The organism is Streptomyces sp. NPDC046349 (assembly GCF_055587885.1).
The window spans coordinates 726,076-748,323 of sequence record NZ_JBVJFK010000001.1 but is presented as its reverse complement, the minus strand read 5'-3'; the positions used below and the strand labels follow the sequence as shown (position 1 = coordinate 748,323).

Below are 22,248 nucleotides of genomic sequence, written 5' to 3'. Positions count from 1 at the left end.
CGAATCCCGGCCCTTCGAAATGTGTGCGGTGGGTCCTGACCCCTCCACCGTAGGACTCCGCGGGGGATTCGGCGTTTGTCCGGGGTGTAGTACCCGCCGTCGGGGTCGCGCCGGTTTGTCACTGTCGCATCCCGGCGGGCCCGCTGAAGGCAGTTCTAGGTGGGAGTGGAGGTGGCCTTGAGGGCGAGCCACAACTCCATCCGGACGTCCGGGTCCTCCAGGGAGCGGCCGAGGATCTCCTCGACCCGCTTCATCCGGTAACGCAGGGTGTGCCGGTGCACGCCGAGGTCGGCGGCGGCGGCGTCCCACTGGCCGTGGCGGGAGAGCCAGGCCTGGAGCGAGGCCACCAGGTCCCCGCGCCCCGTCGCGTCGTGTTCCCGCAGCGCGCGCAGGGTGCCGTCCGCGAAGGCCCGTACCGCGTCGTCGGCCAGCAGCGGCAGGACCGAGCCGGCCGCCATCTCCTCGTGCTCCACCATCGGGCGGCCGCGCCGGCGGGCCACGGCGAGGGCCTGGTCGGCCTGTTTCAGGGCCGCCGCGACGCCGCCGGGCCCGGCGGGCGCGGACAGCCCGATCACCAGTTCGTCGGGCTCCGGACCGGCGGCGTCCCGGCCGCGCCGGGCCTCCAGGGCCTCCGCGTGGCCGGTGCACGCCTGTACGGCCGAGCCGGCGTCGGACGCGAGGACCACGAGCCGCCCGGGCTCCGGAACCACGAGCAGCGCCTCCCCGGTGCGGGCGGCCGCGGACTCCACGGTGTCGCTCAGCAGTGCCAGGCCCTCCGGCTGCGCCGTCCCCGCGAGTGCCGGCTCGGCCACGACCAGCCGGAACGGCGCGTCCAGGAGGGACCCGTACAGGTCCCCGGCCACCGCCCGGGCGTGGTCGGGTTCGTCCGCCAGCAGCATCCGCAGCACCGCCGCCCCCAGCCGGGACTCGGCGTCGTGCAGCGACCGCGACCGCTCGGTGGTCAGCGTCAGCAGCGCGACCGCGGAGTGGACGGCGTACCGTTCGGCCGTGCCCAGCGGGGCCCCGGTGCCCACGGCGAGCGCGCCCCGCGCCCGCCGGCCGGTGCCCAGGGACTGGAGCTCGACGCGGTCCTCGGAGCCTCCGACCACGGCGCTCGCGGGCGCGGGCCGCTCCCGCAGCCGCTCCACATCGGGGGTGAGCCGGGCGGCGCGGCGCGCGGCCCAGTCCGGGGCGGCCGCCACGACCGCACCGGAGGTGTCGTAGAGCGCCGCCCAGCCGTGCACGTGCGCCGCGAGCTTCGCGAGCAGCTCGGCGGGGCCGTCGGCGGAGAGCGCGGCGCGGGTCAGTTCGCGCTGCGCCTCGAAGCCCGCGGTCACCGCCCGGTACTGGTCGGCCGCGAGGGCCGCGGAGACGGCCTTGCTGATGGCGAGGAAGGGCGTGCGGCGCGGCACCTCCAGCAGCGGCATGTCCTCGGCGCGCGCCGCTTCGACGAGCGCTTCGGGGACCGCCTCGTAGTTGACGCCGATCGCGAAGCCGATGCCGACCACTCCGGCCGCGGCGAGGCGGCGTACGTAGGCCCGCATCTCCTGCGGGTCGTCGGCGTTGAGCTTCATCGCTGTGATCAGGAGCAGTTCGCCGCCCTCCATATAGGGGACGGGGTCGGCGAGCTCGCTGACGTGGGCCCAGCGCACGGGGGTGTCCAGGCGGCTCTCCCCCGCCCGGACGCTGAGCTTGAGCGCCGAGTGCTGGACGAGTGAGGCGAGGGTAAGCGGCATCGGTTACCAGGGGCCTTAGCGGGAGGGGGCGGTGGGGACGCGGGAGCCGTCGACGCTTTTTCGCCGTGTCGTACGAACGACCCCCCTCGATTCTGCCACCTCGTACGGGTCGCGGCGCGGGTCAGGCCGTTCCGGCCAGCCGGACCAGCAGCGGCGCCGCCCGCTCCCCCTTCACCGACGTGAGGGAGAGCACCGCGTGCCCCGGCGGCACGGCGTGCGCCAGGTCCGAGGCGGACCACCGCTCCCGTTCCACCTGCCGGACGGTCACCGCGTCCGTGGTGACCGCCTTGCCGGTGACGAGCTTGCGGAAGGCGTGGATCGCCCGGGTCAGCGGCTGGTCGGCGAAGACCGTGCGGTGGGTGACGTCGCGCGTCTCCACCCACTCGGTGCCCCAGGCCTCGGCGAAGCGCTTGCCGTCCCAGGTGGTGACCCCGGAGAAGGCCATCCGGCAGCCGACCGCTCCGAGCAGGGGCGTGCGCAGCGCCTCCGGTACGTCGTCCAGCGAGCGCAGGGTGAGCAGTACGCCCGCGTGCGCCGAGCGCAGCCGCTGCACACCGCGCACGGTCTCGGCGGTCAGGGTGTGCGAGGCGTCGTCGAGGGCCAGGAAGGCGAAGAGGGAGCGGTCGGCTCGGGCGGCCGCGGCGGCGTTGAACTGCGCGAGCAGCAGCCGGGCCAACATGCGGGAGGCGTCGGCGTGCCCCCGCTCGGGGAGGTCGACCCGGACCCGGATCGGGTGCTCCAGGGCGCGCAGCGAGAACGGCCGGCCCTGGCCGGTGGTGTCGAAGAAGCCGGCGAAGGCGGGCCGGTCCAGCAGGGCGACCCGGTCGGCGAGGGCCGGCCCGGGGTCGCCGTGCGCCCCGTGCTGGCGGGTGCGGGCGTCGAGCTCGCGCAGCATCGCGGGCTGTGCGCCGTCGGCTGCGAGTTCGCGGCGCAGGGCGTCGAAGGCGGCCGGCACCTGGTCGAGCAGTTCGCGCAGCTCGGGCACGGCGGGGAAGCGGCCGTACGCGGCCCGGAACGGCCCGAGCAGCTGGGCGAGCGCGGTGGCCGCCCGGCGTACGTCGATCCCGGGAACGTCTCCGACGAAGGCCTCGGCGAGCAGGGTGGCGGCCTCGTCGGGGTCGGCGGCCCCGCCGTAGAGGTCGAGGTCGTAGACGGAGGCGGGGTCGCCGATGCGGACCACGACGTCGTAGGCGGCGTCGGGCCCGAGCTGGGCCCCGGCCGCGCCGACGGCGACGACGGCGGCCTGGCCGGCGAGCGCCTGGAGGGCGAGGGACTCCACGACGGGCCGTACCAGGCGCTGGGTCTTGCCGGTGCCGGAGGGGCCGACGGCGAGCAGGGAGGTGCCCAGCACGTCGGGGTCGAGCGCGAGGGAGGTGCCGCGGCGGGCGTACGGGTTGCGAACCCCGTCCTCGACGGTGCCGAGGAGCACCTGGCGGGCCAGCAGGTCGTGCCGGGCGGCACGCACGGGCAGGTCCCGGTCGCCGGAGGGGTGCACACAGGCCCCGGCCCCCTTGTCGCGGACGGAGTCGGCGAAGGCCCGCATGCGGGAGGGGTCGAGGCGCACGGATTCCCAGGCGCGGCGGATGCGCGCGTAGTCCACGTCGTTCATCCGCCCGCCCCCGGCCTCCCCTTCGAGCCGATCGGCCGCCTCCGCCAGCCCGGCCCCCCGCAACTGCGGCCACCGCACGGGATCGTCCTCGCTGCCGGCCTGGGGGGCGGGCGGGTGCGGCGGGTCCGCGCTCGCGGTTCCCGCCGCTCCACCGGCTCCCGCGAAGCGGCGGACCAGGCCCACGACGCCGCCGAGGAGGGCGAAGGCGAGGACGAGGACCACGTCGATCACGGTCCGGGTGGTGTCCATGAGGGCCCTGTTGGCCACCGGATCACCCTCGAAGGTGAGGAATCCCTCCACCAGCTGCCGGATCGGCAGCTGGTAGTTGTGCACGAGGAGGATCGTCACGTAGGCGAGGGGAACCACCGCGAGGGCCTGCACGACGGGGCCGCGCGCGACGACCAGCCGCGTCCAGACCGTCCGCCAGTTGCCCAGCCGGCCGAAGCCGTAGAGAAGCGCTGCGACGAAGAGCAGCTCGTAGATCGGCTTGGCCTGTACGCCACCCGTCTTCGCGACGGGTTCGCCGTTGGCGGCCCACCAGCTGTCGGGTGTGAACAGCTTGAGCGGTGTGTCCCAGAACGGGATGTAGGTGTTGCGCATGAGGGACCAGACGAGAACGCAGCCCAGGAAGGAGATGAGTGCGCCGCTCGCGAGGGCCCGGTCGGGGGCCTGCTCGGGCTCCGCCGCCGGCCGCGCGGTGTGGCCGTAGCGCCATACGCCCGGCTCGGCGGCCGGGCGCGGGGTGCTGATCCAGTCGGCGAGGGGCGGCTGCCCGGGGGGGCCGCCGGGCGCGTGGAGGGGTTTTGGAGGGTGCTCGGGGGAGGTGGCAGGCCTTGGTACGTGACCCGCTCGGGTCGCCTGTCCGTCGTACGTGCCCTCGGTGTCCATGAACCCCTGCCCCCTGCCCATCCCTTGCCCTGCGGCGCTCAATGTAGTGCCCGGTCCGGGGGTTGGGGGCGCGCTGCGCCCGTACCCGGTCCCGATCCACGAGACACGGCTCGCGTCCTTCCTATGGCCGTCGCGGACAAGGACACGCTGAGATCACTACCGAACGGAGCATGCAGGACCCCCGCTCGCGGGCCTAGCCTGCGGACAAAGACACAAGTGCGTCCGAAAACACCCCCCAGGAGCCCTCTATGACCGCTGTCCCGCAGGAGCGCAAGATCGTCACCGCGATCCCCGGCCCCAAGTCGCAGGAGCTGCAGGCCCGCCGCCTGCAGACCGTGGCCGGTGGCGTGGGCTCCGTGCTGCCCGTCTTCACGGCCCGCGCGGGTGGCGGCATCATCGAGGACGTCGACGGCAACCAGCTGATCGACTTCGGCTCCGGCATCGCCGTGACCTCGGTCGGCGCCTCCGCCGAGGCCGTCGTGCGGCGCGCCTCCGCGCAGCTCGCCGACTTCACCCACACCTGTTTCATGGTCACTCCGTACGAGGGCTACGTCGAGGTCTGCGAGGCCCTCGCCGAGCTGACCCCGGGCGACCACGCCAAGAAGTCGGCCCTGTTCAACTCCGGCGCCGAGGCCGTCGAGAACGCCGTCAAGATCGCCCGTTCGTACACGAAGCGCCAGGCCGTCGTCGTCTTCGACCACGGCTACCACGGCCGCACGAACCTGACGATGGCGCTGACCGCGAAGAACATGCCGTACAAGCACGGCTTCGGTCCGTTCGCCCCCGAGGTCTACCGCGTCCCGGTCGCCTACGGCTACCGCTGGCCCACCGGTGCCGAGAACTGCGGCCCCGAGGCCGCCGCCCAGGCGATCGACCAGATCACCAAGCAGATCGGCGCCGAGAACGTCGCCGCGATCATCATCGAGCCGGTCCTCGGCGAGGGCGGCTTCATCGAGCCGGCCAAGGGCTTCCTGCCGGCGATCGTGAAGTTCGCCAACGAGAACGGCATCGTCTTCGTCGCCGACGAGATCCAGTCCGGCTTCTGCCGCACCGGCCAGTGGTTCGCGTGCGAGGACGAGGGCATCGTCCCGGACCTGATCACCACCGCCAAGGGCATCGCGGGCGGTCTGCCGCTGGCCGCCGTGACCGGCCGCGCCGAGATCATGGACGCCGCCCACGCGGGCGGCCTGGGCGGCACCTACGGCGGCAACCCGGTGGCGTGTGCCGGTGCGCTCGGTTCCATCGAGACCATGAAGGAGCTCGACCTCAACGCCAAGGCGAAGAAGATCGAGTCCGTCATGAAGGCCCGCCTGTCGGCCATGCAGGAGAAGTACGACATCATCGGCGACATCCGCGGCCGCGGCGCCATGATCGCGATCGAGCTCGTCAAGGACCCGGTCTCCAAGACCCCGTTCCCGGAGGCGGCCGGCGCGCTCGCCAAGGCCTGCCACGCCGAGGGCCTGCTCGTCCTCACCTGCGGCACCTACGGCAACGTGCTCCGCTTCCTCCCGCCGATCGTCATCGGCGAGCACCTGCTGAACGAGGGCCTGGACCTGATCGAGGCCGCGTTCGCGGCGATCGGCACGGACATCTGAGCCGGTCGGTCCGACCGCCTGCTCGAACGTCTAGAACGTCCGAGCGCAGCACACGCCCCGTGTACCGGCGGTAACGGGCGGGCGCTGTGAAGAAGCTGTGGGGGGCCGATGGCGGGAGCGCGTTCCTGCTGTCGGTCCCCCTTCCCCTGCCGTACGGTTTCTGCAGATGAGTGAAACAGCCCGCTCCCGGGAAACCGGGGGCGATACCGGTACCGGGCTTCCCCAGCGCCGTGCCGGGCATGCGTTCGCGCACACTCCTCACCGATCGGACGGCCGACCGCCCCAAACCCCCCGGGGCGTCCGGCAACCCGGTCCGGGCGGCCGTCCCGGAACCATCCCCCCTGTTCCGGGACGGCCGGCCACCCTTCTCGGCGAGTTCGCCGTCTCCGCGCTCTGCGCGCTCCTCTTCGCCCTGATCACCTGGCAGGTCCTGGTGCGGGGCCCTCTGCTGTCCTGGGACGTCCGGCTCAGCGGCGCGCTCGTGCGCGCCGTCCCCGACGCGGTCACCGAAGCCCTCTCCGACCTGGGGAACGTCCCGGTCGCACTGCCCGTGCTGCTCCTCGCCGCCGTGTACGCCGTCCGGCGCGGCGACCGCCGTGGCGCCGCGGCCGCGCTGGTGGCGATGGGCCTGGTGCCCGCCCTCGTCGTCCCGTTGAAGGTGTGGACCGCCCGCCCCGGCCCCCTGGAGCCGTGGGCCGCCGGCTATTTCCCCTCGGGCCACACCGCGACGGCCTTCGTGGCCTACGCCGGCGCGGCCCTGCTCCTGCGACCGTATGCGGGCCGGGTGTGGCCGGCGGCCGCCGCCCTCGTGCTCACGGGCGCGACGGCCGCCGGGTTGGTGCTGCGGGGGTTCCACTGGCCGCTCGACGTACTGGCCAGTCTGCTGATGTGTACGCCGCTGCTGCTGGCGGTCAGGCGGTCCTGCCGCCGTACGCGTCGAAGTTCCGGCTGAACTCCCAGCAGCCGAAGCGGTCCCAGTTGATCGACCCGGTCATCAGGCCGCGCAGGCCGGGCCAGGTGCCGTGGGTCCGGTAGGTCCCGCAGTCGGTCTTCTTCGTCAGGCAGTTCAGGGCCTTGGCCACCTCGGCCGGCGGGGTGCGGCCGTTGCCCGCGTGGGCGGTGGCGGGCAGTCCGATCGCGACCCGGTCGGGGCGCAGGGCCGGGAAGAACGGGGGCGGGGTCGCCCGCGACCGGGAAGCCGGCGAGCAGCATGTCGGCCATCAAGGGGTCCGGGCCTCCCCCACCACCGCCCGTGCGGCCGCCTCGTGCATGGCGAGCTCCAGCAGGACCGGGTCCGTGAGCGTCCCCTCTCCGTCCGGGAGGACCGCCCAGCGCACTTTGCAGGTCACCCGGCCCGGGTGGGGGACCGTGATCCACGCCCCGCGCCCGGCGGCCCGTACGCCCGTGCCGACCCAGTGGGAGGCGGTGCCCGGCGGCACGAAGAAGCCCAGCCGCGATGCGCCGAGGTCGGCGAGCACCGGGCCGGGCCGGGCGACGAGCGGATCGAGTACGTGGAGGGTGGCCTGCCCCAGCTCCCCCGGCAGGACCAGCACGTCCCAGAGCCGTCCCGCGGGCAGCAGGGCGATCCCGAGGGGGTTGCGCTCCCATGCCCGCCGGCAGGCGCCGGGATCCGGCGCCGCCGACACGAGCCAGTCCACCGCGGCCTTCTTGCCCGGGGTCGTCATCGCCCGGCCTCCGTTCCCTGTAGGTGAGGTGTCCTCACCCGCAGAGAGCGGGGCCGGGCGCGGCTATGACGCGGGTTGCCCTGCTCCGTGGTGGTGAATCGGGTCACACGGCATCGGGTCGCACGGCAACCGGGGTGCGCGCCGGGCGCGGTCTCAGCTGTCGAAGCCGAGGCCGAGCTTGTCCATGACCTTCAGCCACAGGTTCCGGTGCCCGCCCCGGGCGTCCGCTCGGGCCAGCGACCACTTGGTGAGCGCGATTCCGGTCCAGGCGAACGGCTCGGGCGGGAACGGCATCGGCCTGGACTTCACCATTTCCAGCCGGGTGCGCTCGGTGGAGAGCCCGTCGAGCAGGTCGAGCATGACCTCCGCGCCGAAGCGGGTGGCGCCCACCCCGAGGCCGGTGTAGCCGGCCGCGTACGCCACCTTGCCGGAGTGCGCCGTCCCGAAGAAGGCGGAGAAGCGCGAGCAGGTGTCGATCGCACCGCCCCAGGCGTGGCTGAATTTCAGCCCCTCCAGCTGGGGGAAGGCGGTGAAGAAGTGCTCCGCGAGCCGGAGGTAGGTCTCGGGGCGGTGGTCGTACTCGGAGTCGAGCTTGCCGCGGTACGGGTAGATCGCGTCGTAGCCGCCCCACAGGATCCGGTTGTCCTTGGTGATCCGGAAGTAGTGGAACTGGTTGGCGCTGTCGCCCAGGCCCTGGCGGTTCTTCCAGCCGACGGACGCCAGCTGGGCCTCGTCCAGCGGCTCGCTCATCAGGGCGTAGTCGTAGACGGGGACGGTGAAGGGGCGGATCCGCCGGACCAGCGACGGGAAGATGTTGGTGCCCAGGGCGACCCGGCGGGCGAGGATCGTGCCGTAGGGGGTCTGCACGGTCATTCCGCGCCCCGCCGGGGCGAGCTTCAGGCCGCGGGTGTTCTCGTAGATCCGAACCCCGAGGTCCAGGCACGCCTGCTTGAGGCCCCAGGCCAGCTTCGCCGGGTTGAGCATGGCGACGCCGTCGCGGTCCCAGAGGCCCGCGAGGAAGGTCGGGGAATCGACCTCGGCGCGCACGGCGTCGCGGTCGAGCCATTCGGATCCCCTGGCCAGGCCCAGGCGGAGCGCCTCCTCGTGGAGTTCCCGCAGTTCCTCGACCTGGTGCGGTTCGGTCGCGACGTCGATCTCCCCGGTCCGCTCGAAGTCGCAGTCGATGCCGTAGCGGGCGACGGCCTCCTCGATGGCGTCGAGGTTGCGGGCGCCCATCTCCTCCAGTTTCGCCAGCTCGCCGGGCCAGCGGGCGATGCCGTTGCCCAGGCCGTGGGTGAGGGAGGCGGCGCAGAAGCCGCCGTTGCGGCCGGAGGCGGCCCAGCCCGCCTCCTTGCTCTCGATCAGTACGACGTCCCGCTCGGGGTCGCGCTCCTTGGCGAGCAGCGCGGTCCACAGGCCGCTGTAGCCGCCGCCGATGACCAGCAGGTCGCAGCGCTCGTCGGAGGTGAGCGCCGGCTGCGGGGCGGGCTTGCCGGGGTCGTCCAGCCAGTACGACACCGGCTTCGCTTCGGAAAGGGATTTCGCAACACTACGCATGGCGACTGGGGCCATGGCTTCCAACTCCCTACGGAACTGATTACTTCGGTTGTGCCTTCTTGCGGCGGTTGCCGACCACCTGGCCGGCGAGGACCACCAGCACCGCGATGACGAACATCGCCGTGCCGATGACGTTGATCTGCACGGGCGTACCGCGCTGCGCCGATCCCCACACGAACATGGGGAAGGTGACGGTGTTGCCCGAGTTGAAGTTGGTGATGATGAAGTCGTCGAACGAGAGCGCGAAGGAGAGCAGTGCGCCCGCCGCGATGCCGGGTGCCGCGATGGGCAGGGTCACCCGCAGGAAGGTCTGCACCGGGCCCGCGTAGAGGTCTCGGGCGGCCTCCTCCAGCCGCGGGTCCATGGACAGGACGCGGGCCTTGACGGCGGCGACGACGAAGCTGAGGCAGAACATGACGTGGGCGATCAGGATCGTCCAGAAGCCCAGCTGGATGCCCATGTTGAGGAAGAGCGCGAGCAGCGAGGCGGCCATCACGATCTCCGGCATGGCCATGGGAAGGAAGATCAGCGAGTTGACCGCGCCGCGCGCCCGGAACCGGTAGCGCACCAGCGCGAAGGCTATCGCCGTGCCCAGGGCGGTCGCCGCGAGCGTCGACCACAGGGCGATCTGGAGCGAGAGCCCGAGGGAGCCGCACATGTCGGCGACGCCGCAGGGGTCCTTCCACGCGTCGAGCGAGAACTCCTGCCAGGCGTAGTTGAAGCGCCCGGAGGGGTTGTTGAAGGAGAAGAGGGTGACGACGACGTTCGGCAGGATCATGTACGCGAGCGTGGCGAGGCCCGCGATCACGACCAGGTTGCGCCGCAGCCAGGTGAGGGGGGTGCGCATCAGACCAGGTCCTCCGTCCCCGCTCGGCGGATGTAGATGGTGACCATGATCAGCACGATGGCCATGAGAATGAAGGACAGCGCGGCCGCCGTCGGGTAGTCGAGGATCCGCAGGTACTGCGACTGGATGACGTTGCCGATCATCCGGGTGTCCGTGGAGCCGAGCAGTTCGGCGTTGACGTAGTCGCCGCTCGCCGGAATGAAGGTGAGCAGGGTCCCGGAGACCACGCCCGGCATGGAGAGCGGGAAGGTGACCTTCCGGAAGACCGTGGCGGGGCGGGCGTACAGGTCCCCGGCCGCCTCGTGGAGGCGGGTGTCGATGCGCTCCAGCGAGGAGTACAGCGGCAGGATCATGAAGGGGAGGAAGTTGTACGTCAGGCCGCAGACGACCGCGAGCGGCGTGGCCAGGACCCGGTCCCCCTCGGTCATGCCGAGCCAGCTGGTGACGTCGAGGAAGCCGACCGCGTTGAGGCCGGCGACCACCGGGCCGCCGTCGGCCAGGATCGTCTTCCAGGCCAGCGTGCGGATCAGGAAGCTGGTGAAGAACGGGGCGATGACCAGGACCAGGAGCAGGTTGCGCCAGCGGCCCGCCTTGAAGGCGATCAGGTAGGCCAGCGGGTACCCGAGCAGCAGGCACAGCGCGGTGGCGGTGCCGGCGTACAGCAGGGAGCGCAGGAACTGCGGCAGGTACTCGGTGAAGGCGTCCCAGTACGTCCGGAAGTGCCAGGTGACCTCGAAGCCCTCTTCGAGGGAGCCGGTCTGCACCGAGGTGGAGGCCTGGTAGACCATCGGCAGCACGAAGAAGACCAGCAGCCACAGGATCCCGGGGAGCAGCAGCCAGTACGGGACCAGCCGCTTGCGCGCGGACGGCTTGTGGACCGGGGGTCCGGCGGGGGCGGGCGCCTGGGGCGGCGCGGCGGTGGCGGTCACGCGCTCTCCTCGACCGTCTCGATGCCCGCGTCGATGTCCTGGGCGGCGTCGAGGCCGAAGGTGTGCTCCGGGTTCCAGTGCAGGACGACCTCGGCGCCCGGGACCAGGCGGCTGTCGCGCTCGATGTTCTGGACGTACACCTCGAGCTCGGGGCAGACGGGGCTGTCGACGACGAACTGCGTGGACACTCCGATGAAGGAGGAGGCGGCTATCCGGCCGGTGATCTTGTTCCGGCCTGCCGCTATGGCGTTCTCCTCCTCGGCCGGAACCAGCGACACCTTCTCCGGGCGGACACCGACCAGCAGCTTTCCGCCTGCGCGGGGCGTGGTCGAGCATCGGGCGGCGGGCAGCCGCAGGGCGGTACCGGAGGCCGAGACGACGACATCGGATCCGGCGGACTCCACGGAGGCCTCGATGAGGTTGGAGGTGCCGAGGAAGTTGGCGACGAAGGTGGTCCGCGGGTTCTCGTACAGCTCGGCGGGGGCGCCCAGCTGCTCGACGCGGCCCGCGTTCATCACGGCGACCGTGTCGGCCATGGTCATGGCCTCCTCCTGGTCGTGCGTGACGTGCACGAAGGTGATGCCGACCTCGGTCTGGATCCGCTTGAGCTCCAGCTGCATCTGGCGGCGCAGCTTGAGGTCGAGGGCGCCGAGGGGCTCGTCGAGGAGCAGCACCTGCGGGTGGTTGATCAGGGCGCGGGCGACGGCCACGCGCTGCTGCTGGCCGCCGGAGAGCTGGTGCGGCTTGCGCTGGGCGAACTGGCCGAGCTGGACCAGCTCCAGCATGTCGTCGACCTGCTTCTTGACCGACTTGATGCCGCGGCGGCGCAGGCCGAAGGCGATGTTCTCGAAGATGCTCAGGTGCGGGAAGAGCGCGTAGCTCTGGAAGACCGTGTTGACCGGGCGCTTGTGGGGCGGCAGGTGCGTGACTTCCCGGTCGCCGAGGTGGACCGTGCCGGTGGAGGGCTCCTCCAGCCCCGCGATCATGCGCAGGGTGGTGGTCTTGCCGCATCCGGAGGCGCCGAGCAGGGCGAAGAAGGAGCCCTGGGGAACGGTCAGGTCCAGCGGGTGCACGGCGGTGAAGGTGCCGTAGTGCTTGCTGATCCCGGAGAGGCGGACGTCGCCGCCTTCGGTCTTGTCAGTCATGGAGGGGTCCCGGGGTTGGGTGGGCGAAGAGGTCAAGGACAGGAGATCGCCGCGACGCGGCCGTCGGCGCGGCGGGCGGACAGGCCTAGGCGCCGATGAGCTTGGCGAACTTCTCCTCGTACGCCGTCTCTTCCTCGCCGGTGAGGGAGCGGAAGGCGTGGGACTTGGCGGTCATCGCCTTGTCCGGGACGATCAGGGTGTTCTCCGCGAGCTCGGGGTCGATCTCGGCGAGTTCCTCGCCCACGCCCTCGACGGGGCACACGTAGCTGATGTACGCGGCGAGCTGCGCCGCGACGGGAAGCTCGTAGTAGTAGTCGATGAGCCGCTCCGCGTTGGCCTTGTGCCGGGCCTTGGCGGGGACCAGCAGGTTGTCGCTGGAGGTGATGTAGCCGGCGGCGGGGATCGCGAACTTGATGTCCGGGTTGCCGGCCTGGAGCTGGATGACGTCGCCCGCCCAGGCCAGGCAGGCCGCGAGATCGCCCTTGTCGAGGTCGGAGGTGTAGTCGTTGCCGGTGAAGCGCCGGATCTGGTTCTTGTCCACGCCCTTCTGGAGCCGGCCTATCGCCTCGTCGAAGTCCGCGTCCGTGAAGGAGGAGGGGTTCTTGCCCTGGTCGAGCATGGTCATGCCGACGCTGTCGCGCATCTCCGTCAGGAAGCCGACGCGGCCCTTGAGGGAGGGGTCGTCGAGCATCTGGGTGACGGAGTCGACCTTCTTGCCGTCCGTCGCCTTCTCGTTGTAGGCGATGACGGTGGAGATGCCCGTCCAGGGATAGCTGTACGCGCGGCCCGGGTCCCAGTCGGGGCTGCGGAACTGCGGGGACAGGTTGGCGAAGGCGTGCGGCAGGTGCGCGGGGTCGAGCTTCTGGGCCCAGCCGAGGCGGATGATGCGTGCGGCGAGCCAGTCGGTGACGACGATCAGGTCGCGGCCGGTGTCCTGGCCGGCCGCGAGCTGCGGTTTGATCTTGCCGAAGAACTCGACGTTGTCGTTGATGTCCTCGGTGTACTTGACCTTGATCCCGGTCCGCTTGGTGAACTCCTCCAGCGTGGGACGGGACTTTTCGTCCTCGCTGGTGTCCATGTACTCGGTCCAGTTGGAGAAGTTGATCTCCTTCTCCCGGTCCGAGTGGTCGTCGGAGGCCGCGGCCGCGCCGCCCTCGCGCTTGGCGGGCGGGATTCCGCACCCGGCGAGGGTGGAGATGCCTCCGAGGGTGAGCGCTCCGACTCCGGAAGCGCGCAGCAGCGAGCGGCGGGTGAGGGCGCCGCGCCCGCTGGTGAGGCTGCGCCGCATCGCGGCGAGTTGTGCCGCGGAGAGGCGGTCGGGCTCGAACTGCTCCATGCGCTGTGGCCTTTCGGAAGGTGTACCGCTGGTCGGGCGGTGGTCGGCTATCGGTCCCCGAAGATCGTGCGGTGCCAGTCCTTCGCGGCCACCGCGGTGTTGTCGTACATCACATGCTTGACCTGCGTGTACTCCTCGAAGGAGTAGGCGGACATGTCCTTGCCGAAGCCGCTGGCCTTGTAGCCCCCGTGGGGCATCTCGCTGATGATCGGAATGTGGTCGTTGACCCACACGCAGCCCGCCTTGATGTCGCGCGTGGCACGGCCCGCCCGGTAGACGTCGCGGCTCCAGGCGGAGGCGGCGAGTCCGTACGGCGTGTCGTTGGCCAGCGCGATGCCCTCGTCGTCGCTGCCGAAGGGCAGGACCACGAGGACGGGTCCGAAGATCTCCGACTGGACCACCTCGCTGTCCTGGGCGGCCCCGCTGATGAGGGTGGGCCGGTAGTACGCCCCGGCGGCGAGGTCCCCGCCCGGGATCTCGCCGCCGGTGACGACGGTGGCGTAGCCGCGGGCGCGCTCGACGAAGCCGGCGACGCGGTCGCGCTGGGCATGCGAGACCAGCGGGCCCAGGTCGGTGCCCGGCGCGAAGGGGTCGCCGAGGCGGACGGTCTCCATCAGCTCGGCGACCCGGGCGACGAAGGCGTCGTGCAGGGGGCGCTGCACGTAGGCGCGGGTCGCGGCCGTGCAGTCCTGGCCGGTGTTGATCAGGGAGGCGGCCACGGCGCCGTGCGCTGCGGCCTCCAGGTCGGCGTCGTCGAACACCAGGAAGGGGGCCTTGCCGCCGAGTTCCAGGTGCAGGCGCTTCACGGTCGCGGTGGCGATCTCCGCGACCCGCTTGCCGACGGCCGTGGAGCCGGTGAAGGAGGTCATGACCACGTCCGGGTGGCCCACCAGGTGCTCGCCCGCGTCGCGGCCGGCGCCGGTCACGATGTTGATCACACCGTCGGGCAGGCCCGCGTCCTTGGCCGCCTGGGCGAACATCAGGGAGGTCAGCGGAGTCAGCTCGGCGGGCTTGAGCACGATGGTGTTGCCCGCCGCGATCGCCGGGAGGATCTTCCAGGCGGCCATCTGGAGCGGGTAGTTCCAGGGGGCGATGGAGCCGACGACTCCGATCGCCTCGCGGCGTACGTACGAGGTGTGGTCGCCCGAGTACTCGGCGGCGGCCTGCCCCTGGAGGTGCCGGGCGGCACCCGCGAAGAACGCGGTGTTGTCGATGGTGCCGGGGACGTCGAACTCGGTCGACAGCTTGATCGGCTTGCCGCACTGGAGGGACTCGGCGTATGCGAAGTCCTCGGCCTGCTCGGCCAGTACGGCGGCCAGCCGGTGCAGGGCGTCCGACCGCTCGCCGGGGGTGGCGCCGGACCAGGCGGGGAAGGCGCGCCCGGCGGCGGCGACGGCCTCGTCGACGTCCGCGGTGCTTGCCAGCTCGTAGGTCAGGACCTCCTCGCCGGTGGCCGGGTCGACCACGGTGTGTGACCGTCCGGAGGTGCCCGCCCGGAGCTGCCCGTCGATGTACTGCGCGCCGTCCGCGAAGCGGTCCTTGACCTGGAAGCGGTTGCCCATCACGCTCTCACGCTCTCCGTAGCTACAGTTCGAGCTACAGCTCGAATTGAGTGCCGATCCTGACAGAGGTGATGCCCTCGGCCAAGTGATTCCGTTGTTGCCTTTTGATTACGCGACGGAATCGGTCGACCATGTGTCGAGGCACGCCGGAAATCCGGTACGAAGTGTCAGTGGCGGGTGTCAGACTCGCGTGCATGGAGATGATCGAAGACCTGATCAAGCAGGTCAGCCGCGGTGAGCGGGTGAAGTACCTGCCGTTCTGGGGGCACCGGCCGCAGCCCGACGGGCGGCTCGGCCCGAGCTGCCTGAGCCAGTGGTGGCCGTCCGACTTCACTGTCGGTGACGTCCGTTACGCGACGGCCGAGCACTGGATGATGGCCGGCAAGGCCCGGCTGTTCGGGGACCCCGAGGCCGAGCGCGCCGCCGTGGAGGCGAAGAGCCCGGCCGAGGCGAAGAAGATCGGCCGGCTCGTGCGCGGCTTCGACAACGCGACGTGGGAACGGGAGCGGTTCGCCCTGGTCGTGGAGGGCAGCGTGCACAAGTTCGACTCCGATCCGGCGCTGCGCGCCTACCTGCTGGGCACCGGGGACCGCGTGCTGGTGGAGGCGAGCCCGATGGACCGGATCTGGGGCATCGGGCTGGCGGCCGATGACGAGCGCGCCCTGGACCCCGCCCGCTGGCGCGGGCTGAACCTGCTGGGCTTCGCCCTGATGGAAGCCCGCAAGCAGCTGCGCGAAGTCGCCGTGTGACCAAGCGCCCCCGGGTCGCCGCCGTGATCATCCCCGACGGCTGCGTCCTCATGGTGCGCGGGCGCGGACCGGGCCCCGGGGCGGCACCACGGGGCCGAGGCCGCTGACCGGGGCGAGGGGCCGGGGCGGGCGTAATTGGCTGGCGGAGCCGGAAGGCCCCCGCCTAACGTGTTCCTCGTCCAGGTGCGAAGGCGAGACCTACTTCGACTCATAATCGGGCGGCCGCGGGTTCGAGTCCCGTCACCGGCTTCGGGCCGGTGTAGCTCAGTTGGTAGAGCACCTTGTGGTTTCGCCGGCCTTGTTCTCTGGACACCTACGTCACGCACCTCCCGGTGCGCAGGCTGCGGCTCCTTCTTTTGCAGAGAAACCCAGGCCGCCGCCACCTTGATCTCGGGAGGCCGCGTGGGGGATGCCCGGTGCGCAGGCGACGGTTACTTCTCCTCATCAGCGGGTCGCGGGTTCAAGTCCCGCCCGGCTCAAGCCGGTAGCTCAGAAGATCAGAGCAGCTGACACAAGTCCGCCGCCGACCCCCGATCTCGGGCATCCCCCATGCAACGCCTCCCCCCAATCCATCGAATTCGGGGGGATTCCCATGGCTCGCTTCAACCTGCGCGCGCTCGTCAAGTCAGCGCCTGCCAGGCCCACTTCGCCCGTGCGCTCCACCACAGTCGCCCGCACCGCCGAGGGCGGCCCGGGCCGCCTGCGCGATCCGCGCTCCGAGCTGTTCCTGCTGGCCGTCGCCAACTTCGTGACGCAGCGCACCGCTTACGAGAGCGGTCAGGCGCGCGACGACCGCTTCGCCGCGCTCGTGCGCACCCTCGCCGTCGAGGATCCCGCGTGGACTGCCGGCCTGCTGGGCTGGCTGCGCGGGGACGCCAACATGCGCACCGCGTCCCTCGTCGGCGCCGCCGAGTACGTGAAGGCCCGGCTCGACGCGGGCGTCACCGACGGCCCTTCGAACCGCCGTGTCGTGGACAGCGTGCTGCGGCGCGCCGACGAGCCCGGCGAACTGCTCGCCTACTGGACGGCCGCGTACGGCCGGGCCGTGCCCAAGCCCGTCAAGCGCGGGATCGCCGACGCCGTGCGCAGGCTCTACTCCGGCACCTCGCTGCTGAAGTACGACACCGACTCCAAGGCCTACCGCTTCGGCGACGTCCTCAACCTCGTGCACGCCTCCCCCGACCCGGACAAGCCGTGGCAGGGCGAGCTGTTCCGCCATGCCCTGGACCGCAGGCACAACCCGCAGAGCGCGCAGGTTCCGGCGGGCAACCGCACCCTCGCCGCGCACCGGGCGCTGATGGAGCTGCCGGTCTCCGAGCGGCGCGGTGCCGTGGTCGCCCCGGACGGCGCGGAGCGGCTCGCGGCGGCGGGCATGACCTGGGAGGCGCTGGCCGGCTGGCTGCAGGGACCGCTGGACGCGGCCGCCTGGGAGGCGGTCATCCCGTCCATGGGTGCGATGGCGCTGCTGCGCAACCTGCGCAACTTCGACGAGGCCGGGGTGTCGGACGCGGTGGCCGCGCAGGTCGCCGCGAAGATCTCCGACCCGGAGGTCGTGGCCCGGTCGCGGCAGTTCCCGTTCCGCTATCTGGCCGCCTACCAGCACGCGCCCTCGCTGCGCTGGGCGTACCCGCTGGAGCAGGCGCTGGGCCACTCGCTGGCCAACGTACCGGCCCTGCCCGGCCGCACGCTGGTCCTCGTCGACCGGTCGGGGTCGATGTGGTCCCCGCTGTCGGACCGCTCCCGGCTCAACCGCGCCGACGCCGCTGCCGTCTTCGGCGCGGCGCTGGCGCTGCGGGCCGAGCACGCCGACCTCGTGCAGTTCGGCACGACCAGCGAGGCGGTCCCGCACGCCCGGGGCGAGTCCGTACTGAAGGTGCTCGAACGGTTCGGGGACCTCGGTGGCACCTACACGGCCGCGGCCGTGAAGAAGCACTACCGGAACCACGACCGGGTGCTGATCGTGACGGACGAGCAGGCCGCCTCGTACGGCTACAGCGGGGACCCGACGGAGCACGTGCCGTCCGACGTACCCGTCTACACCTGGAACCTGGCCGGCTACCGGGTGGGACACGCGCCCTCCGGATCCGGGAACCGGCACACCTTCGGCGGGCTCACGGACGCGGCCTTCCGGATGGTGTCGCTGATCGAGGGAGGCCGGGACGCCGAATGGCCGTGGCTTCAGACCCGTTCGTGAAGCCGTGAGTCCGAATACGGGCTCTCGTGGTTCGGGCCGTCGTCCCATCCTCCGCCGAGGAACGGGGCGAACATGGCGAACACCATCAACAGGCCCAGGGCGATGCCGATCGCGCCCAGAATGATGCCGGCCAGGGCCATACCGCCGTTGTCGGCCTCGCCGCGGTTGGCCTTGCCCTTGCCCAGGGCGCCGAAGACCACGGCCCCGATCCCGAGCGCGACCGCTATGAAGCTGGTGATGCAGCCGACCACCGCGAGGATCCCGAGGACGAGCGCGGTGACGCCGAAGCCGTTGCTGGGAGGGCGCCCGTACGGCGGGTACGCGCCGGGGAACGGGTATCCCTGCTGGGCGGGGTACCCGGGATACCCGGGGTAACCCGCGTCGCCGGGGTACCCGTAGGCCGGCTGGGCTGCCGGATAGCCGTACGCCGCCGGGGCCGGTCCGGCCGCGGGCGGCGTGGTCGCGCCGGGGCCCGGCGCTGCGGGGGCCGTGCGGTCGCCCGGCATCCCGGCGAGCGTCGGCTGGTCGTGCGCGGACGGCGGGCCCGAGCCCGGCGTGCCGTGACCGCCCTGTGGTTTGCCCAGGTCCACCGGCGGCCGCTCCGGCGGCGCCCACGGGTCCCGCGGCTCAGGACTGCTGTCGTTCATACGGAGCCCCCCTCTCTCGTACGGCCATGCTAAGCGCTGCGACCGACAGTCACGGCCGTGCCTACGATGAAGGCGACCTGCCCGCACACCGTCCCTCCGGAGGCACCCCCATGACCGACCTGCACCCTTTCATCGCGGGGCTGCCCAAGGCCGAACTCCACGTCCACCACGTCGGCTCCGCCTCCCCGCGCATCGTGGCCGAGCTCGCCTCCCGGCACCCCGACTCCAAGGTGCCCACCGATCCCGAGGCCCTCGCCGACTACTTCACCTTCACGGACTTCGCCCACTTCATCGAGGTCTACCTGTCGGTCGTCGACCTCGTCCGCACCCCCGAGGACGTACGGCTGCTGACCTTCGAGGTCGCCCGTGACATGGCCCGGCAGAACATCCGCTACGCCGAGCTGACCATCACCCCGTACTCCTCCACCCGCCGCGGCATCGACGAGAAGGCCTTCATGGAGGCCATCGAGGACGCCCGCAGGGCCGCCGAGAAGGAACTCGGCGTCATCCTGCGCTGGTGCTTCGACATCCCCGGTGAGGCAGGCATCGAGGCTGCCGCGGAGACCGCGCGGCTCGCCGTCGACCTGCGCCCCGAGGGCCTGGTCTCCTTCGGCCTGGGCGGTCCCGAGATCGGCGTCCCGCGCCCGCAGTTCAAGCCGTACTTCGACGCTGCCCGGGCCGCCGGCCTGCACAGCGTGCCGCACGCGGGCGAGACCACCGGCCCGGAGACCGTCTGGGACGCCATCCGCGATCTGGGCGCCGAACGCATCGGCCACGGCACGAGCTCCGTCAAGGACCCGGAGCTGCTCGCGTACCTCGCCGAGCACCGCATCGCGCTGGAGGTCTGCCCGACCTCGAACATCGCCACCCGGGCGGTGACCGACCTCGACCGGCACCCGGTCAAGGAGATGGTCGCCGCCGGCGTGCTCGTCACCATCAACAGCGACGACCCGCCGATGTTCGGCTCCGACCTCAACAACGAGTACGCGGTGGCCGCCCGACTCCTCGACCTCGACGAGCGCGGGCTCGCGCAGCTCGCCAAGAACGCCGTCGAGGCCTCCTTCCTGGACCCGGACGGCAAGGCGAAGCTCAACGCGGAGATCGACACGTACACGACGCAATGGCTTGCGCGCTGAAGTCCCCCCGAGAATGGGGCCATGCGCACCCTGACTGCCATCGGCCACCGCGGCGATCCCTACCGCATCCGTGAGAACACCCTGCCCTCGATCCGCTCCGCCTTCGCCCGCGGGGCGGACGCGGTCGAGGTCGACGTACGGCTGACCCGTGACGGGGTGCCGGTCCTCCTCCACGACGAGTCGCTCAAGCGGCTGTGGAGTCACGACGTGCGGCTCGACGAGATCTCCGCGGCACAGCTCGAGGAGTTGACGGAGGGCGCCGTTCCGACGCTGCGCGACGCACTGACGACGCCCGGGGCGGGCAGGCTGATGCTCGACCTCCCGGGCGCCACGCCCGACGCGGTCCGCACCGTCGTGGGCCTGGTCCGCGAGTGCGGTGCGCGGGAGCGTACGTTCTACTGCGCGGGACCGGGCTCGATGCTGGTGCTCCGCGCCGCCGATCCCGATGCGGAGATCGCGCTGACCTGGACGACGCTGTCACCGCCCCGGCGGGTCCTGATCGACGCGGTGGCACCGCGCTGGCTCAACTACCGCTTCGGGCTGGTGAGCCGGGAGCTGGCCGACGCCCTGCACCGGGACGGCCTGCTGGTGTCGGCGTGGACCGCCGACACCAAGCGCACGATGAAACGGCTCATCGCGGCGGGGGTCGACGCGATCACCACGAACCGGGTGGACGCGCTGACGGCCGTGCGCGCCGAGTTCGCCCGGTGATACCCGCGCCGGGCCGGCGGGTCCGGCGGCTGCGCGGGGCCCGTCCGTGGATGGTGGACCTGGGCCTGACCGTACTGGTGCAGCTGGCCGTCACGATGCCGTTCGTGCTGCCGCGGGAGCCCGGTCTGCCGCCGGTGACCTGGGCCTCGTACGCGTTCACCACGCTGGGGGTGCTGCCGCTGGTGTGGCGGCGGCGCCGGCCCGTGCTGGTCCTGGTGGCGATCCTGCTGATCGGCGGCGTCTACAGGGTGGCGATCGACGGGCCGGGCCAGCCGCTGCCCTACGCCGGGCTGATGGCCTTCTACACGGTGGCCGTGCAGTGTCCCGGCCGGGTGCGGGCGGCGGTCGGGGCGGGCTCGGTGCTGGCCGTCGCCGCGTCCGTGAGGCTGGGGACGGGGACGGCGAGGGAGCTGTCGTTCACCCTGTTCTGCGCGGGCGCCGCCTACGCGCTGGGCCGGCTCCAGTACACCCGTCAGGCCTACACCGCGGCCGTCGAGGGCCGGGCGGCGCAGTTGGAGCGGGCGAACCGGATCGAGGCGGAGCAGGCCGCGGCCCGGGAGCGGGCCCGGATCGCGCGGGAGATGCACGACGTCCTCTCCCACGCCGTCAGCATCATGATCGTGCAGGCGGAGGCCGGGCCGGTGGCGGTGCGGCGGGCACCGGAGCGGGCCGAGGCGGCCTTCGAGGCGATCTCGGAGACGGGCCGGGAGGCGATGGCGCAGCTGCGCACGATGCTGGGGGTGCTCCGCGAGGCGGACGGCCCGGCGCCGCGCGGGCCGCAGCCGGGGGTGGCGGCGCTCCCGGCGCTGCTGGACCGGGTGCGCCTGGGCGGGCCGGAGATCGTGTACGAGGAGACGGGCGAGGTCGGGAGCCTGCCGTCCGCGGTCGACACGGCGGCGTACCGGATCGTGCAGGAAGCGCTGACGAACGTGGTGAAGCACGCGCGGGCCCGGCGGGTGGGCGTACGGCTGCACCACGGGGACCGGGAGCTCGAGATCACCGTGACGGACGACGGGCGGGGACCGGCGGGCGGTGGCGGAAGCGACGGAGGAAGCGGCGGTGGGCACGGGCTGATCGGGATCCGGGAGCGGGCGGCCGCCCACGGCGGGTCGGCGCGGTACGGTCCGCGGCGCGACGGCTCGGGGTTCGAGGTGCGGGCGGTGCTTGTAACCTCGCGGCTGGAGGTGGGGAGTTGACGATCCGTGTGGTGGTGGCCGACGACCAGGAGCTGGTGCGCAGCGGGTTCGCCATGATCCTCGACGTCCAGGAGGACATCGAGGTGGTGGCGGAGGTCGGGGACGGCGCGGCGGCGGTAGCGGCCGTGGAGCGGCTGACTGCGGACGTGGCTCTGCTGGACGTCCGGATGCCGGGGCTGGACGGGATCGAGGCGTGCCGGTCGATCTCGGCGCGCAGTGCGTGCCGGACGGTGATGCTGACGACCTTCGATTCGGACGAGTACGTGTACGAGGCGCTGCACGCCGGGGCGAGCGGGTTCCTGCTGAAGGACGTGCGGCGTGATGACCTGGTCCACGCGGTACGGGTGGTGGCGGCGGGCGAGTCCCTGCTGGCGCCCTCGGTGGCGCGCCGGGTGATCGAGGAGTACACGGCGGCGACGGTGCGCGCGCCCGCCCTTCCGGCGCGGCGGCTGGAGGTGCTGACGGCGCGGGAGCGGGAGACGCTGCTGCACCTGGGGCGGGGGCTGTCGAACGCGGAGATCGCGGCGGCGCTGGTGGTGAGCGAGCACACGGTGAAGTCGCATGTGGGGAACGTGCTGGCCAAGCTGGGGCTGCGGGACCGCATCCAGGCTGTGATCTGCGCGTACGAGACGGGTCTGATCTCGGCGGGTACTCCCTCCGGGGAGTGAGGGGACGGCGTGTCGCCTCCCTCGCGCCGGTGAGTTGTCGTACCGGTGAAGACCCCTC

Annotated in this window: 18 protein-coding genes and 1 pseudogene; 8 read left to right on the top strand and 11 right to left on the bottom strand. The window is 72.0% G+C overall.

What is annotated here, in order from left to right; all coding sequences use genetic code 11:
• Positions 1-155 precede the first annotated feature (155 nt).
• Positions 156-1,736: a PucR family transcriptional regulator gene (locus ACZ6JS_RS03505; RefSeq protein WP_469295454.1), complete on the bottom strand. Its 1,581-nt coding sequence runs from the start codon at positions 1,734-1,736 to the stop codon at positions 156-158.
• Between the two features lie 121 nt (positions 1,737-1,857).
• The gene (locus ACZ6JS_RS03500; protein WP_469295452.1) at positions 1,858-4,233 is read right to left on the bottom strand and encodes an ATP/GTP-binding protein; all 2,376 of its coding nucleotides are present in this window, start codon (positions 4,231-4,233) and stop codon (positions 1,858-1,860) included.
• Between the two features lie 248 nt (positions 4,234-4,481).
• On the opposite strand from ACZ6JS_RS03500, the gene gabT reads away from it, so the two are divergent.
• Both gabT and ACZ6JS_RS03490 read left to right on the top strand, forming a co-directional pair.
• Complete coding sequence (gene gabT, locus ACZ6JS_RS03495) at positions 4,482-5,828, top strand: 4-aminobutyrate--2-oxoglutarate transaminase (RefSeq protein ID WP_469295450.1); 1,347 nt, start codon at positions 4,482-4,484, stop codon at positions 5,826-5,828.
• Positions 5,829-6,261: 433 nt separating this feature from the next.
• Complete coding sequence (locus ACZ6JS_RS03490) at positions 6,262-6,780, top strand: phosphatase PAP2 family protein (RefSeq protein ID WP_469295448.1); 519 nt, start codon at positions 6,262-6,264, stop codon at positions 6,778-6,780.
• Here ACZ6JS_RS03490 and ACZ6JS_RS03485 read toward each other — a convergent pair.
• From ACZ6JS_RS03485 to ACZ6JS_RS03450, 8 genes and pseudogenes are all read right to left on the bottom strand, one after another.
• A pseudogene (locus ACZ6JS_RS03485) lies at positions 6,740-7,049 on the bottom strand (chitinase); the annotation flags it as partial. The gene ACZ6JS_RS03490 and the pseudogene ACZ6JS_RS03485 overlap by 41 nt on opposite strands.
• Positions 7,049-7,513: a hypothetical protein gene (locus ACZ6JS_RS03480; RefSeq protein ID WP_469295446.1), complete on the bottom strand. Its 465-nt coding sequence runs from the start codon at positions 7,511-7,513 to the stop codon at positions 7,049-7,051. The gene ACZ6JS_RS03480 and the pseudogene ACZ6JS_RS03485, both read right to left, overlap by 1 nt.
• A gap of 153 nt (positions 7,514-7,666) precedes the next feature.
• Positions 7,667-9,085 (bottom strand): NAD(P)/FAD-dependent oxidoreductase, encoded by a 1,419-nt coding sequence (locus ACZ6JS_RS03475; RefSeq protein WP_469295445.1) that lies wholly within the window; start codon positions 9,083-9,085, stop codon positions 7,667-7,669.
• Positions 9,086-9,110: 25 nt separating this feature from the next.
• Positions 9,111-9,917 (bottom strand): ABC transporter permease, encoded by an 807-nt coding sequence (locus ACZ6JS_RS03470; RefSeq protein WP_469295444.1) that lies wholly within the window; start codon positions 9,915-9,917, stop codon positions 9,111-9,113.
• Positions 9,917-10,846 carry an ABC transporter permease gene (locus ACZ6JS_RS03465; RefSeq protein WP_469295443.1) on the bottom strand — a complete coding sequence of 310 codons (930 nt, stop codon included), beginning with the start codon at positions 10,844-10,846 and terminating at the stop codon, positions 9,917-9,919. The genes ACZ6JS_RS03470 and ACZ6JS_RS03465 overlap by 1 nt, the downstream gene beginning before the upstream one ends.
• Positions 10,843-11,991, bottom strand: a complete 1,149-nt coding sequence (locus tag ACZ6JS_RS03460) for an ABC transporter ATP-binding protein (protein ID WP_469295441.1) — start codon at positions 11,989-11,991, stop codon at positions 10,843-10,845. The genes ACZ6JS_RS03465 and ACZ6JS_RS03460 overlap by 4 nt, the downstream gene beginning before the upstream one ends.
• An 85-nt stretch (positions 11,992-12,076) precedes the next feature.
• Positions 12,077-13,327, bottom strand: a complete 1,251-nt coding sequence (locus ACZ6JS_RS03455) for a polyamine ABC transporter substrate-binding protein (RefSeq protein WP_469295439.1) — start codon at positions 13,325-13,327, stop codon at positions 12,077-12,079.
• 47 nt (positions 13,328-13,374) lie between these two features.
• The gene (locus ACZ6JS_RS03450; RefSeq protein WP_469295565.1) at positions 13,375-14,889 is read right to left on the bottom strand and encodes a gamma-aminobutyraldehyde dehydrogenase; all 1,515 of its coding nucleotides are present in this window, start codon (positions 14,887-14,889) and stop codon (positions 13,375-13,377) included.
• A 194-nt stretch (positions 14,890-15,083) separates the two neighbouring features.
• Here ACZ6JS_RS03450 and ACZ6JS_RS03445 point away from each other — a divergent pair, with 194 nt between their 5' ends.
• Together ACZ6JS_RS03445 and ACZ6JS_RS03440 are read left to right on the top strand one after the other, a co-directional pair.
• Positions 15,084-15,638, top strand: coding sequence for an NADAR family protein (locus ACZ6JS_RS03445; protein ID WP_469295438.1), 555 nt, complete (start codon positions 15,084-15,086; stop codon positions 15,636-15,638).
• Between the two features lie 592 nt (positions 15,639-16,230).
• On the top strand, positions 16,231-17,832 hold the full coding sequence (locus tag ACZ6JS_RS03440) for a TROVE domain-containing protein (protein ID WP_469295436.1): 1,602 nt from the start codon (positions 16,231-16,233) through the stop codon (positions 17,830-17,832).
• On the opposite strand, the gene ACZ6JS_RS03435 is transcribed toward ACZ6JS_RS03440, so the two are convergent.
• Positions 17,817-18,479, bottom strand: coding sequence for a DUF4190 domain-containing protein (locus tag ACZ6JS_RS03435; RefSeq protein ID WP_469295434.1), 663 nt, complete (start codon positions 18,477-18,479; stop codon positions 17,817-17,819). The genes ACZ6JS_RS03440 and ACZ6JS_RS03435 overlap by 16 nt on opposite strands.
• A gap of 110 nt (positions 18,480-18,589) precedes the next feature.
• Between ACZ6JS_RS03435 and ACZ6JS_RS03430 the strand changes: the two genes are divergently transcribed.
• From ACZ6JS_RS03430 to ACZ6JS_RS03415, 4 genes are read left to right on the top strand one after another with little or no spacing between them, the layout of a single operon-like run.
• Entirely contained in the window at positions 18,590-19,615 is a 1,026-nt protein-coding gene (locus tag ACZ6JS_RS03430; RefSeq protein ID WP_469295432.1) for an adenosine deaminase, read from the top strand.
• Between the two features lie 21 nt (positions 19,616-19,636).
• Positions 19,637-20,326, top strand: coding sequence for a glycerophosphodiester phosphodiesterase (locus ACZ6JS_RS03425; RefSeq protein ID WP_469295430.1), 690 nt, complete (start codon positions 19,637-19,639; stop codon positions 20,324-20,326).
• Positions 20,326-21,522: a sensor histidine kinase gene (locus tag ACZ6JS_RS03420; RefSeq protein WP_469295563.1), complete on the top strand. Its 1,197-nt coding sequence runs from the start codon at positions 20,326-20,328 to the stop codon at positions 21,520-21,522. Before ACZ6JS_RS03425 ends, ACZ6JS_RS03420 begins: the two co-directional genes overlap by 1 nt.
• Entirely contained in the window at positions 21,519-22,190 is a 672-nt protein-coding gene (locus tag ACZ6JS_RS03415; RefSeq protein WP_469295429.1) for a response regulator, read from the top strand. Before ACZ6JS_RS03420 ends, ACZ6JS_RS03415 begins: the two co-directional genes overlap by 4 nt.
• The last annotated feature ends 58 nt before the right edge of the window (positions 22,191-22,248 follow it).